The sequence below is a fragment of the Lacinutrix venerupis genome (assembly GCF_003663945.1).
In the GTDB taxonomy this organism is placed as follows: Bacteria; Bacteroidota; Bacteroidia; order Flavobacteriales; family Flavobacteriaceae; genus Lacinutrix; species Lacinutrix venerupis.
This window is the reverse complement of record NZ_RCCH01000006.1, coordinates 275,167-289,711: the sequence shown is the minus strand read 5'-3', so window position 1 is coordinate 289,711 and position 14,545 is coordinate 275,167. Positions and strand designations below refer to the sequence as shown.

The following is a 14,545-nucleotide window of genomic DNA, read 5'->3' as shown; positions in this document are numbered from 1 at the left end:
GCTAACATTGCTGAACTTCAAGCTTGTGCTGATGATATTAATGTTACAATTACTTCAGATTACAACTTTACAAACCTTACTTCTACTTGTGGTGCAGGTGGTACTATTACTGTTGTATACACTGCTACAGATGATTGTGGTAATGCAGAGTCTGTTACTGCTACACTTACACTTGAAGATTCTGTTGGACCTGACCTTACGGCTTGTTCTGTAACCGATCAAACTATGGAATGTGATGGTACTAATAATGAAACAATCGCTAACGATTGGAATGCTGCTAATATTTTAGCATTACAATCTTGTGGTACAGATAGCTGCGATACCGATGCTACTTTTAATGTCACTTCAGATTATGCATTTGCTAATCTTGTCTCTACTTGTGGACTTGGTGGTACGATTACTGTTACTTATACCGTAGCTGATGATTGTGGTAACGAAGCAACTATCACGGTAACACTTACACTTGAAGATTCTACACCTCCAGATGTTACTATTTGTACAGATGTGGTTGATGAAACTATTGAGTGTAATGGTACTTTAAATGAAACGATTGCTGCTGATTGGGATGCTGCTAATATTTTAGCACTACAATCTTGTCCTGGTGATGATTGTGATAATGATAGTACTTTTACTGTAACTTCTAATTACAACTTTAATAACTACAACACTACTAACGCTTGCGGTCTTGGTGGATCATTACCTATCACTTATACGGTAGCTGATGATTGTGGTAACGAAGCTACTATCACGGTAACACTTACTCTTGAAGATACTACACCTCCAGATGTTACTATTTGTACAGATGTGGTTGATGAAACTATTGAGTGTAATGGTACTTTAAATGAAACGATTGCTGCTGATTGGGATGCTGCTAATATTTTAGCGCTACAATCTTGTCCTGGTGATGATTGTGATAATGATAGTACTTTTACTGTAACTTCTAATTACAACTTTAATAACTACAATACTACTAACGCTTGTGGTCTTGGTGGATCATTGCCTATCACTTATACGGTAGCTGATGATTGTGGTAACGAAGCAACTATTACTGTAAAACTTACTCTTGAAGATACTACTGGACCAGACTTATCTAACTGTGCTGTTACAGACACTACTTTAGAGTGTAACGGTAGTGAAAATCAAACATTAGCAGACGAATGGAACACAGCAAATATTAATACATTAATATCATGTGGTGTTGATGATTGTGATGTTGACAGTGTAAATACTGTAACTTCAGATTACAATTTTGTTAATTTAGTATCAGATTGTGGTTCTGGAGGAACTATAGAAGTAACTTATACAGTTGCCGACGATTGTGGAAATACATCTACTCTAGTTGCAACTTTAACAATTGAAGATACTAGTGCTCCTGTTTTATTAACTAATATTGAACCAGAATCTTACGTTATTTGTTCTGAAATTCCTGCACCTCCAACTTTACAATTTTCTGATGAGTGTTCTAACATAGATGTTGTTATCGACTTCACAGAAACTAATAATAATCTTGGAAATGGTGAAGATTATCAAATTATTTGGGAATGGACAGCTACAGATAGTTGTAATAACTCAAGCGTGTATACTCATATAGTAAATGTTATTAGTGAAGACTTTGTAACAGATATTGATGCGGAGCACTGTAATACTGATGGTATTGTTAATTTATTTGATTATTTAGCAGAAGGTATTGACGATACTGGTGAATGGGTTGTAGAACAAGGAGACGTTATTGTTGATTACGATGGTACTTTTGATCCTGTAGATTTAGAACTTGGTGATTATATATTTAATTACTCTGTTTCAAGTAGCGATTGTATTGCTACAACAAGATTAACATTAAACATTAATGACGAATGTAGTGTACAACCATGTGGAACTGAAGGTTATACTATATCTAAAGCTGTAACACCAAATGGAGATGGGCATAATGATTTCTTCTTTGTTCAAGGAAACTTAAAATGTGGATTCATTATAGATTTACAAATATTTAACCGCTATGGTGCTATAGTTTACGATGTTAAAGATTATAAAAATGATTGGAGTGGTCAAGCTATTAAACAATCTGTTGGATCGGCAGATAAGTTACCAAATGGAACATATTACTATGTAGTAACTTTAAGAGATAGCGGAGCAGATCCAATTACAGGACCATTATATTTAGGTACTAAATAAAAAAATTAATGAAAAAAAATAGAGTTTACATATTTGCTATTATAGCATTAAGTTGTTTGTTTTCATATGCTCAACAACTACCTCAATTTTCTCAATATATGTTTAACACAATATCTGTAAATCCAGCATATGCGGGAAGTAGAGAAACAATTAGTGTTGTTGGTTTACATAGAAGTCAATGGGTAGGATTAAAAGGTGGACCTAGTACACAAACACTATCTATACACTCTCCATTAAAAAATGAACAAGTAGGTTTAGGGCTATCTATAATTAATGACCAGTTAGGTTATGAAAATTTTGTATTCATGTATGGAGATTTTTCATACACAATTAATGTAAACGAAACTACAAAACTAGCCTTTGGTTTAAAGGGGGGTTTTACACATTATAATTTAGATACTATTGATTTTTTAGATGATGAGCAAATCTATTCAGATCCATTTTTTAGCGATATTTCAAGTCGTTGGAATCCAAATATGGGTGTAGGTTTATTTCTGCATAGTAACAAATGGTATTTAGGTTTATCTGCTCCAAGAATATTAAATACAGACTATAATTTAAGAGGAAACGAAGATGCTGGACCAGAGTATTTAGCTTTAGAACGTATTGGTTATTATCTTACTGGTGGTTATGTTTTTGAACTTAATGAAAATCTAAAATTAAAACCTTCTACCCTATTTAAAGTTACTAATGGAGCTCCAATTTCATTCGATATAAATGCAAACTTATTATTCTTCGAAAAATTCTGGATCGGTGGAGGTTATCGATATAATCAAGACACATCAACAATTGGTGCTTTAGCAGATTTTCAAGTATCTCAACAATTAAGAATAGGTTATACTTACGAATATTTTCTGTCTGATTTAAGACCATACACAAGTGGAACGCATGAAATTTTATTAATGTTCGAAGTCTATAAACCAAGAAAACGTATTAAATCTCCAAGATATTTCTAATAAATAATGAAAAACAACATACTATACATATTGTTCTTTTTTACAGTCTCAATTTCGACTGCACAAATTAAAGTTGCCGATAATTTTTTTAAAGATTATGCCTATTATCAAGCTACAGAATTATATTTAGAAGTTTTAAAAAAAGGCGATACTACAGAACATGTTTTAACAAGACTAGGAGACTGCTATTACAATAATTCTAATGTACAATTAGCGAGTTACTGGTATAAAAAAGCAGTGACAAAGTATAAAGATGTTAATCCAGAATATTTATATAAATATATTCAAACATTAAGAAGTTTAAATCAATTTGAAGAATCTAAAAAATGGTCTGTTATTTTTAAAGAACGTAAAAAAAATGACAGACGAGTTAAAGATGATGAATTTGATATTGAAAAATTTGAAGCATTAGAATCTGTAGAAAAAGTTTATGTAGATTTTGAAAACCTTGACATTAATACCGAATATTCAGATTTTGGTAGCTTTGAAAAAGACAGCATCCTATATTTTGCATCAACAAGAGTGAAAGATACTATTTTAGATGAAAAAAAATTATACCAATGGAATAAAGAACCCTTTTTAAATATTTACCAATCTACAGTAACAATTAAAGATGGTAAGAAAATAGTTGAAACTCCTGCTTTAATATCTTCTAATGAAGTAAATTCTGACTTTCATGAAAGTTCTGTTGCCATAACAAAAGATGGTAAAACAATGTATTTTACTAGAATTAATTTAAACAAAAAAAATAAAGCTAAATACGATAAAGAAGGCACATCTCAAATAAAATTATACAGAGCTAAAAATATAGACGGAAAATGGAAAAAAATTGAAGAGCTTCCATTTAATGGCGAAGATTTCTCAACTGGCTCTCCCGCCTTAGATCCAGAAGAAAAATTTTTATATTTCTCTTCAGACCGTCAAGGCTCATTAGGACTTACAGATATTTATAGAGTTAGAATAAATAAAGATGGAACCTTTGGAAACCCTATAAATTTGGGAGGAAAAATTAATACAGAAGGAAGAGAAAACTTTCCATTTATAGCAAAAGATTCTACATTATATTTTTCGTCAGACGGACATATAAATTTAGGGCTTTATGATATTTTTGAAACTAATGCACTAAAAAAAGACACATCCGATGTTTATGTAAGAAACCTTGGAGCGCCATATAATAGTGGCTTTGATGATTTTGCATTTTTTATTAATACAGACACAAACACTGGATACTTTTCTTCTAATAGAGAAGGTGGAAAAGGAGGAGATGATATTTATAGTTTTGGTAAGTACGAATGCAAACAAATAATTAAAGGTATAACAAGAGACAAATTATCTAACGAGCCATTAGCAAAAGTTATTGTTAAACTTATGGATGAAAGTGGTAAGGTAATTCAAACTGAAACTTCTAATGAAAATGGAGAGTATGAATTTAAAGATGTAGGTTGCAATAAAACTTTTGTTGTACTTGCCGAAAAAATTATTTACAGACCAGACCAAAAAGATGTTGTTACATCACAAGAAAGTGGTGTAGAAACTATTGTAGATCTTTATCTAACTCCATTAATTATAGATAGTGAAATTGTAATAAATCCTATATTTTTCGATTATAATAAGTCTAACATTAGACCAGATGCTGCTTACGAACTTGAAAACATTGTTGCTGTTATGAGAGAACATCCTAATATGGTAATTAAAATTGAATCTCATACAGATAGCCGTGGTAGACACTCTTATAACGAAAAATTATCTGATAGAAGAGCAAAATCAACTAGAGACTATTTATATTCAAGAGGAATTGCAACAAATAGAATTGAAAGTGCTATTGGTTATGGCGAAAGCCAATTAATTAACCATTGTGATGATGCTAACAAAAATAAATGTAGTGAAGAAGAACATCAAGCAAACAGACGTTCTAAATTTATAATTACTAGTGGTTATGTAAATTAATTATTGTTTACTTTTTCAAAATAATTAATACTATTTACAAGTTTATTTAAATAACAACTCTTTCTAATCATACCAAGTAGTAAAAACTTTACCGTTTATAATTCTTTATTATAAGTTGCTTAAAATTATATCATTTTTGTATTAAAGCTCTTAGATAAATCATTTTATATAACCTATTACTTAATAACAAATACTAAATAAGAATTGATAAAAATTATTTAATTTTTTTTATACATTTTTATTTATTTAATAATTAATAGAAATAAAATATACTATAAAGAAAGAGGTAGCAATTTTATATTGCTACCTCTACTCTATTAATTAATTATTTAAATATTTGCTATTTATAGCATATATAAAGACTAATTTTTCATAAAAATATTAGTAAAATACCATTTACCCTCATCATTCTGTTCTGCCGATACATCAAAATTAGTGTAGTCTCCTAACATGTTAATTCTATGCCCTTCACTATTAATCCAAGCATTTACAACAGTTTCTGCAGAAGAATACCCATAAGCTACATTTTCTGTTACAATATTAGCTCCTGCATTATTTACTAAAAAGTTTTTTCTAAAATAAAAGTTTAAATGAGAAATATTATCTGTTTCTGCCATGTAATCTGAATGGCTATATGTTTGAGATTTTATTAATCCGTGATTAGATAAAGCATTTAAACCATTTTCTATTCTATATGCATTAATAAGTTCCATAATTTCAATTTCAATAGTCTTTGCCTCTGGAATAATAATATTTCCTAATTCCGTATCGTCTACGTTTTCTTTAGAACAAGAAGTTGCTAAAATTAAAAATAAGGCTAACAATAGTAGGTTAAGATTAGTTTTCATATTTGGGATAATTTGTTTGGGTGATTAAATATACCCAACTATAACCCAACCAAATGTTAAAGAAATGTTAAAATCGATTAAAAACATGCATTTCATCGAAAACATATGTTTTTAATCGTTAAAAACCGCTTTTTAAACACAAAACACAACTCTTTAACGTTTAAAACAAACACTTAAACGTGCATCAAGGTGATAATCTTGTTTTTACCCATGAAAAATCCTTTTCAAGCTTATAATGTATACGATCATGCAACCTATTAGGCCTACCTTGCCAAAATTCAAATTCTATTGGCTTAACAATATAACCTCCCCAAAACTTTGGTCTTGGTATCTCTTTGCCTTCGTAAATTTTTTCAAGCTCTTTTAAATTAGATTCTAAAACATCTCTATCTTTAATAACGCTACTTTGGTTAGAAACAATAGCTCCTAATTGACTTCCTCTAGGTCGAGACTCAAAATAACCGTCGCTTAAGTTTTCTGCAATTTTTTCAGCTTTACCTTTTATTATTATTTGTCTTTCGGCACCAGCCCAAAAAAAAGACAAACATATTTTGGGATTTTTATTTATAGCCTGGCCTTTTTCACTATTATAGTTTGTATAAAAAATAAAACCTTCGTGAGTATATTTTTTAAGTAGCACAACCCTATTTTTAGGAAAACCATTGCTTCCTATAGTAGAAAGTGTCATTGCATTAGTTTCATCTTCTGTAAAATGAGCATCAACCTCGTTAAACCAAATTCTAAATAACTCAATAGGATTTTCTGGTGTGTCTTTAAGAAGTAATTCATTTTTTTCGTAAGACTTTCTATAATTACCTAAATCTTTTTCCATAATTGTAATTTACAAGATTAAAAAACAAATTTAAGCCTTAAGTTTTAATACTTAATAAAAAAATAGATTATTGCAAGCCTTAAAATTCATCTTTTATAGTTTAAAAATTATATATTTAATAGCATCTATTTATACTAAAAATTAAATAAGATTTATTAATATATTTGCTTTACGCTCTCTTACCATGTTTAAACAATCTAATTGAAAATAGGTGAAAGAATTTTAAAATTTAGTTTACAAGAAATAGTATAACAATTAAGGAAAGTAAATAATTATATTATTTTTTAAAACTATAATGTTAATATTTACGTAGTTGCATTAATGAAACTAAGTTTCATTATCAAAATTCAACCACCTACATTAAAACCTACTTATGATTGAACCATTAACACCTAAAAATGAGTACGAGAGACAAAAAGCAGTTGAAAGCTATTCCATTTTAGATACCTTACCAGAAGAAAGCTACGACAATATTACCGAAATAGTGTCGTATATAACAAAAGCTCCAATCTCACTTATAACACTTTTAGATAACGATAGAAATTATATTAAATCTAATTGTGGTTTTCCTATTTCAGAATCTCCTAGAAATATTTCTTTTTGCGGGCATGCTATAAATCAAAAAGAAAAAATTATGGTTGTTGAAGACGCTAGAGAAGATGAAAGATTTATAAACAATCCTTTGGTAGAAGAACATAAAGCCATTTTTTATGCAGGTGTACCGTTAATAAATCCGCAAGGTTATAAATTAGGCACTTTATGTGTTTACGATCATGAACCAAGACAATTAAATAAAACGCAAAAAAAAGCTTTAATTTCCATGTCTAAACATGTAGTTAATCTTTTTGAGCAACGCTTACAAAACAAGGCATTAGAAGACATAAAAAAAAGATTAGAGAAACGTAATCAAGAACTTAATAAATTTGCCTCAATAGTTTCTCATGATTTAAAATCACCAATAACAAATATTATAGCTTTAACAGAGCTCTTGGAGGACGAAAATAAAGGCAAACTTAATGATGAGTCTAAAACATATTTAAACTATCTAAAAAGCTCATCTACAGCTTTAAAAGATTACATAGATGGTTTATTAATATATTATAAAAATGATGATTTATTAGAACTCAATAAAGAAACAACAACTTTTAACGATTTAATTACAAAAGCTACTAAAATTGCTATTCCAGAACGTGATGTAATATTAAAATCTACTCAATCAGATAAGGAGATTATAGTAAACAAATCTGTAATACTTCAAATTTTTGTTAATTTATTGACTAATGCAGTAAAATATGGAGATAAAAATCCAACAGAAATATTTGTAGAGTTTAGCGAATCTGAAAAATATTATAATTTTAGTGTAAAAGATAATGGTAAAGGCATGCCTAACAACCAATTAACTTCTATTTTTGATTTATTTACCACTCTTAAGGTTAAAGATAAGCATGGAAATTTAGGTACTGGAATTGGTTTAGCTTCTGTTAAAAAACTAGTCGAGCATCAAGGAGGTAGTATCTCTGTTAATTCTACAGAAGGTTTAGGAAGTATTTTTTCTTTTACAATTGAAAAATAAAAAAAGTGTGTTTATTTTTAATAAACACACTTACTAATTAAAAAGCTATCAATCTTCATTTTTAATTACTTTTTTTAAATCATTATAATTTAAAGTTAGCTTCAAGTTGTGCTTTAGAGCTTCCGCCTACAAAAACTTTAAAGTTTCCTGGTTCAACAACAAATTGGTTTTGATTATTAAAAAATCCTAGCTCTTTCTCTGAAAGCGTAAACTCTATCTCTTTAGATTCACTAGGATTCAACTCAACTAATTCAAATCCTTTTAATTCTCGTACTGGTCTAGTAACACTAGCATACTCATCTTTTAAGTAAAGTTGAGCAACTTCCTTTCCTTTATATTTTCCTGTATTTGTTACCGTTACACTTACAGTAACATTTTTAGAATTTTTGTATAAATTTTTAACTTTAAGATTGTTATACTCAAAAGTTGTATAGCTTAACCCATGCCCAAAAACATATAACGGATCATTTTTTTCATCTTGGTAATGAGACCAAAATACAACATCTGGTCCTGGTAAACTAGGTCTTCCTGTATTTTTATAGTTATAGTACAATGGTACTTGGCCAACATGTCTTGGAAAACTCATTGGCAATTTCCCACTCGGATTGTAGTCTCCATAAAGTACTTGCGCAATAGCATTCCCACTTTGTGTACCTAATTGCCATGCCTCTAAAATAGCTGGTATGTTTTCATGGGCCCAGTTAATTGCTAATGGTCTACCGTTATTTAAAACCAATACTATATTTTTATTTACTTTAAAAACGGCTTCTAGCAATTCTTGTTGCACTCCTGGTAACCCTAAATCTGTTCTACTACGTCCCTCTCCACTCTGGAAACCATGCTCTCCTAATACCATAATTACAACATCGGCACTTTTTGCTGTAGCAATTGCTTTTCCAAATTCGCTTTTATTAGTTGAATTAATCTTAACCTCTGTAATAAAATTAGGTTCTCCAACAACTACATCTGCTCCTTTTGCATACGTTACTGTATTACCTTTATAAGCCGAAAGACCTTCTAATACCGAAACTGCACTATTATCTTCGGCTGCAATTCTCCAACTTCCTAAAGGACTCGTTTTATCTGAAGCTAACGCACCTATAACTGCAATATTTTTACCTTCTTTTTTTAGAGGTAATACATTATTTTCATTTTTAAGTAAAACAATAGATTTTTTAGCCATATCTAAAGCAGCATCATGAAGTTTTTTACTTCCTGTTACTTCTTTTTCACGAGCTTCATCTAAATATTTATAAGGATCATCAAATAATCCTAGTTCAAACTTTACTCTTAAAATTCGTCTAGCAGCATCATCAATAACAGACTCTTTTACTTTTCCATCTTTTACTAATTTTGCTAATTCATTAACATACAAATAAGATTCCATATCCATATCTGAACCAGCATTTGCAGCAATTTCTGCAGCATGATTTCCATCTTTTGCAAAGCCATGAGCAATCATCTCTGTTATAGATCCCCAATCTGAAACCACAAAACCATCAAACTCCCACTTATCTTTTAAAATATCTCTTTGAAGGTATTTATCTCCAGTAGCAGGTACACCATTAAGTTCGTTAAACGAATTCATAAATGTTCTTACTCCTGCGTCTTTAGCAGCTTTAAATGGAGGTAGAACAACATTATTTAATGTAGAAGTACCAATATCTGCCGTATTATAATCTCTACCGGCTTCTGCAAAACCATAGGCTGCAAAATGTTTAGCACAAGCTGCAATAGTGCTACTTATAGATAAATCTTCTCCTTGGAAACCTTTTACTCTTGCTACTGCAATTTTAGAACCTAAGTAAGTATCTTCACCTGCACCTTCCATTACACGTCCCCAACGTGCATCTCTAGAAATATCCACCATTGGAGCAAAAGTCCAATTAATACCAGCTGCAGAAGCTTCTAAAGCAGCCATTTCTGCAGAAACCTTTATTGCTTCTAAATCCCAACTTGCAGATTCTGCAAGTGGAATTGGTGATAATGTTTTATAACCATGAATAACATCGAAACCAATTATTAATGGTATTCCCAATCTTGATTCTTCTACGGCTATTTTTTGTACTTTTCTAACATCTTCAACTCCTCTTACATTAAGCATAGAGCCTACATAACCTTGACGTAAATGATCGTATTTTTTCGCTGCATTTCCGGCTTCTGGTGCTGGACCAGTTAAATCCCAAAATCCATTATACTGGTTCATCTGCCCTATCTTTTCCTCTAAAGTCATTTTTGATAATAAATCTGCAACTTTCTTTTCTATAGAGGAAACACTAGATATTTCATTTGAAGAATTTACAGCCAAATATTTATCTGTACTACTACTTTCATTTTTACATGAAAATATTACTAAAAAACATAACAATATTGTTATACTAACTCTTTTCATATTCTATTATTGATAAACTCTTATATATTCAATTTCTAAAGTTTCTTCTGTAAACGCTGGATCTACATCTCCTCCAAAAGTGCCTCCTATTGCCATATTTAGAATTAAAAAGAAATTACTATTAAATGGTAATGAATCAGAATTAATTACTGTATGGTATACTTCTCCATCCACCAAGATTTTTATTACATCTGGTGTCCATTCCACAGAGTAATCATGGAATTCTGAAGTAGCTGTGTCTACTGTAGTGGAATTACCATCTGCATTACCTGCCGACATTCCTGGATAATGTAATGTGCCGTGTATAGTGTTAAGATCGTTACCAACATGTTCCATATAATCTATCTCGCCACATGCAGGCCATGGATTTGTTATATAATCTGCTCCTAACATCCACATAGCTGGCCACGTTCCTGCAGTAGCTGGTAATTTTGCTCTTGCCTCTATTCTACCATATGTAAACTCATAAAGACCTTCGGTTTTAATTCTTGCTGAAGTATAACCAGAACCATTTGCTTTTGCAGTAATTTTAAGCATACCATCCTCAATAATTATATTCTCAGGATTATTTGTATAGGTTTGTAATTCTTGATTTCCCCAACCATTATCTCCAGTTCCCAAATCGTAAGTCCATTTTTCTGGATCCGGAGCTCCGTTTACATCAAATTCATCTTGCCATACCAAGTTATTATAAATTGATTGAAAATCGTTAGAGGCTCCTTCTTCTTCAGATGTAATAATAAACCACCAATCGAATTCGCTATTACCATCTGTAGTTCTTAAAACTAATTCGTTAGGTGGTTGCTCTGTACGTTGGAATAATTCATATTTATGGTTTCCTCCAGTATAATAACCAATAAAACCTAAGCCTGTTAAATTAATTGTTTCTATTCCTCCTGGCGCAGTTATCACCCAACTTTCTGAATAATCTTGATAAGGATAGTTTTCTATATCGGCACCGTTTGGTGTTTCGTTATGTGGTCCTAATTCATTTATTAGTGGATCTCTTCCAAAAACAGTACCCGTTACATCTACAGTTGGATCGTCGTTTGTACTATTAGTAATATGAGTAAAAGTACCATCTGCATTAAAAATATAACGATCATCATACATGCCGGTTGCAGATTTTTCTTCTGGACCAGCTTGATACCATTCTGCTTGAACCGTACCTCCTACAGGTCCAAGTCCAAAATGTGCATTTTGTTCAGATTTTATTCTCCATGTTTTTGACCCATCTCCAACTAAAGTTGCTAATAAATCTGCTGGTGGCGAATAAGTTGCTAAAACATCTACCTCTATTGTTGTACTTGTTGAAACTCCACCAACACCATAAGCGACTACAACTACGGTATAAGTGTTTACACCCAAATCTGAAAATGTAAAAGTAGTTACTCCGGATGGTGCATTTTGTTGTGCTGCACCAAAACTGTACTTATAACTTAATGCGTTATCTGCTGTGGCTGTAAATGTTACCATTCCACTTCCGTCTCCATTTGGGTTAGCACTATCTTGCCCTGCAATTTCTGGAACAACTACTATGTTTGTAGGTGCTAAAATTTCTCCAAAAGTTTGATCTTCATCTTGACATGCGATAAAGAAAACTGTAAACAGTGCTAGTAAACTTATATTAATAAAATTATTATATTTTTTCATAATTATATTTTAGTTTGTTAATTCTACATCATCAAAATAGTAGCTATTTCCACTTCCATTAGCTCCAAAATTTGGAAAAATAACTATTCTATCATAAGATTCTGATGTACTAAAAGTAGCTCCGGTTGTTAAATCGAAAGAAATCACTTCCCAAGAGTTTGAAACCGTTGTAAGACCATCTATTTCTACAAAAACTGTTGGATTACCATTTGCATCTGGCGTAGACATCGAGTCTTCTAATTTAAAACGAATGGTCTCGCCTGCTGCTGGAGACCAAACTTTCATATTAATTGTTGTTCCGTTAGTAAAATCTACAGCTCCATCTAAATTCATTGATGCTCCAGCCCATATTTGAGCGCCTGTAGTTTTTTGTATTTCTAGAACATTAGCACTTGTATTTATACCTGTTGCATCTGGATTTGCAATTACAGCTGCTGGTATTGGGCCAAAATTTACATCTCCAAATCCCGTCCACTCGTAAACTATATTAGAGTTTTCGAAAGAAACTGGTATTTGATTTGCAGTTACTGCATTAGCAAATACGATATCATCGAAATAAAATGTCTCTCCATTTCCTCCTGCTCCAAAATTTGGGAAAATAACTATAGTGTCGTAAGACTCTAAAGTATTAAACGATGCCCAAGTAGTTAAATCAAAAGATAATACTTCCCAACCATTCGCTACAGTTGTAACAGCATCTATCTCTGCTACAATAGTTGGATTTCCATTTGCATCTGGAGTTGACATTGAATCTTCCAACTTAAATCTTATAGTTGCTCCTGCAGATGGCGACCAAACTTTCATATTAATTGTTGTACCGTCTGTAAAATCTATAGCTCCATCTAAACTCATAGATGCTCCTGCCCAAACTTGAGCTCCTACCGTTTTTTCAATTTTTAAAACGTTAGCACTTGTATTTATTCCTGTTGCATCTGGGTTTGCTATTACTTCTGCAGGTATTGGACCAAAACTAGCATCTCCAAATCCTGTCCACTGATAATTTATTGTTGTTGACTCAAAATCTACTGGTATTGAAGGTACAGAAGAAACACTTGGTTCTTTATAAAAGTAGAAATTATCTATATATACAAATGCAGCGACTTCATCTGAGTCTATTAATAATTGTGTAATACTATTTTTGTTTGCTAAATTTCCATTATCGAAACCTGTCATGTCTAATTCTATACTTTGCCATGAACCTGCAACAGTATCTCCTAAAGGTTGTTCTGCTTCTCCTCCATCTACTGTATTTACAATTTTAACAGATAAACCATTTGTTATTCCTGATGGTACCCAATAATCGATATGCATTTTTTCCATAGAAGAAAGGTCTATACCACTATCGTAATTTGTTACCATTCCTATAAAATCTAAACCAGATAACTTCCATACATTATCGCCTTCTATTGTAATAGCTTCAAAAGCAGAAGAAGACCAATCTGTTGGCAGCTCGTTTAAAGTTACATTTGTATAGGCATCACTAAAAACCGAAACTACATCTTCTGCTGCTCTTGCTGGAGGTGCTTGTGCTGCAACTAACGGCGCTAAAATTTCTGTTACTTCAAATTCTTCTGAATAAGAAATTGTATCTACAGAACCACTAAATGCTGTAACTGTTATTGTATAAGTTCCTGCATCGTTATAAACAAAAGAAGTTGTCTCGTCTATATTAGACATTATTATTGTTCCTGCTGGATCTCCAAAATTCACCTCATAAGACATTGCAAAATCTGCAGAAGCAGTAACGTTTACTTGTTTTGAAATATTAGCATCGTTTTCGATAGTGACTACTAAATTTTCTGGTGCTTGAAACGATACTTCAATAGTTTGCGCTATTATAGTAGTTTTTCCATTAATTCCAGTTGCTGCAATAACAATTTCATAAACTCCTTCTTCGTAAGTGTTTTGAGCACTTTCTCCAGGATTTAAAAGTCCTGAATCTGTTCCAGATCCATCTCCATAATTTACTCTAAAACTAGCAACATTTTCTCCTGTTGGTGTTATAGTTACTAATCCAGAGTTATCTTGAGCTATAGTTACAACTGCAGCTACATTAAATGGTGCTGGTAATGCGCTAACATCCGGTAAATCGTCTTCTTGTTCACAACCTAAAAAAGCTGTGATAATAATAAATAAGCTAAAAATGTACTTTAAATTTTTCATGATTTTTCT

9 protein-coding genes are annotated in these 14,545 nt (G+C 31.5%); 4 read left to right on the top strand and 5 right to left on the bottom strand.

From position 1 onward, the window contains the following. The 3 genes from CLV86_RS11035 to CLV86_RS11025 all read left to right on the top strand — a co-directional run. The coding region (locus CLV86_RS11035; protein ID WP_147427035.1) for a T9SS type B sorting domain-containing protein at positions 1–2,172 on the top strand (2,172 nt) is incomplete at its 5' end. A gap of 8 nt (positions 2,173–2,180) precedes the next feature. Continuing rightward, a complete protein-coding gene (locus tag CLV86_RS11030; RefSeq protein ID WP_076732776.1) occupies positions 2,181–3,128 on the top strand; it encodes a PorP/SprF family type IX secretion system membrane protein in 948 nt (315 codons plus the stop codon). Positions 3,129–3,134: 6 nt separating this feature from the next. Beyond that, positions 3,135–5,075: an OmpA family protein gene (locus tag CLV86_RS11025; protein ID WP_121052369.1), complete on the top strand. Its 1,941-nt coding sequence runs from the start codon at positions 3,135–3,137 to the stop codon at positions 5,073–5,075. Positions 5,076–5,437: 362 nt separating this feature from the next. On the opposite strand, the gene CLV86_RS11020 is transcribed toward CLV86_RS11025, so the two are convergent. Together CLV86_RS11020 and pdxH are read right to left on the bottom strand one after the other, a co-directional pair. Further along, positions 5,438–5,923 (bottom strand): CAP domain-containing protein, encoded by a 486-nt coding sequence (locus CLV86_RS11020; RefSeq protein ID WP_121052367.1) that lies wholly within the window; start codon positions 5,921–5,923, stop codon positions 5,438–5,440. A 184-nt stretch (positions 5,924–6,107) separates the two neighbouring features. Continuing rightward, positions 6,108–6,755, bottom strand: coding sequence for a pyridoxamine 5'-phosphate oxidase (gene pdxH / locus CLV86_RS11015; RefSeq protein WP_121052365.1), 648 nt, complete (start codon positions 6,753–6,755; stop codon positions 6,108–6,110). A 373-nt stretch (positions 6,756–7,128) separates the two neighbouring features. On the opposite strand from pdxH, the gene CLV86_RS11010 reads away from it, so the two are divergent. After that, positions 7,129–8,328, top strand: a complete 1,200-nt coding sequence (locus CLV86_RS11010) for a GAF domain-containing sensor histidine kinase (protein ID WP_121052363.1) — start codon at positions 7,129–7,131, stop codon at positions 8,326–8,328. A gap of 82 nt (positions 8,329–8,410) precedes the next feature. Here the strand turns inward: CLV86_RS11010 and bglX are convergent, their stop codons facing one another. From bglX to CLV86_RS10995, 3 genes are read right to left on the bottom strand one after another with little or no spacing between them, the layout of a single operon-like run. Beyond that, on the bottom strand, positions 8,411–10,720 hold the full coding sequence (gene bglX / locus CLV86_RS11005; RefSeq protein ID WP_121052361.1) for a beta-glucosidase BglX: 2,310 nt from the start codon (positions 10,718–10,720) through the stop codon (positions 8,411–8,413). Between the two features lie 6 nt (positions 10,721–10,726). Then, the gene (locus CLV86_RS11000) at positions 10,727–12,373 is read right to left on the bottom strand and encodes a glycoside hydrolase family 16 protein (RefSeq protein WP_121052359.1); all 1,647 of its coding nucleotides are present in this window, start codon (positions 12,371–12,373) and stop codon (positions 10,727–10,729) included. Between the two features lie 9 nt (positions 12,374–12,382). After that, positions 12,383–14,536 carry a PKD domain-containing protein gene (locus tag CLV86_RS10995; protein ID WP_121052357.1) on the bottom strand — a complete coding sequence of 718 codons (2,154 nt, stop codon included), beginning with the start codon at positions 14,534–14,536 and terminating at the stop codon, positions 12,383–12,385. Positions 14,537–14,545: the final 9 nt, after the last annotated feature.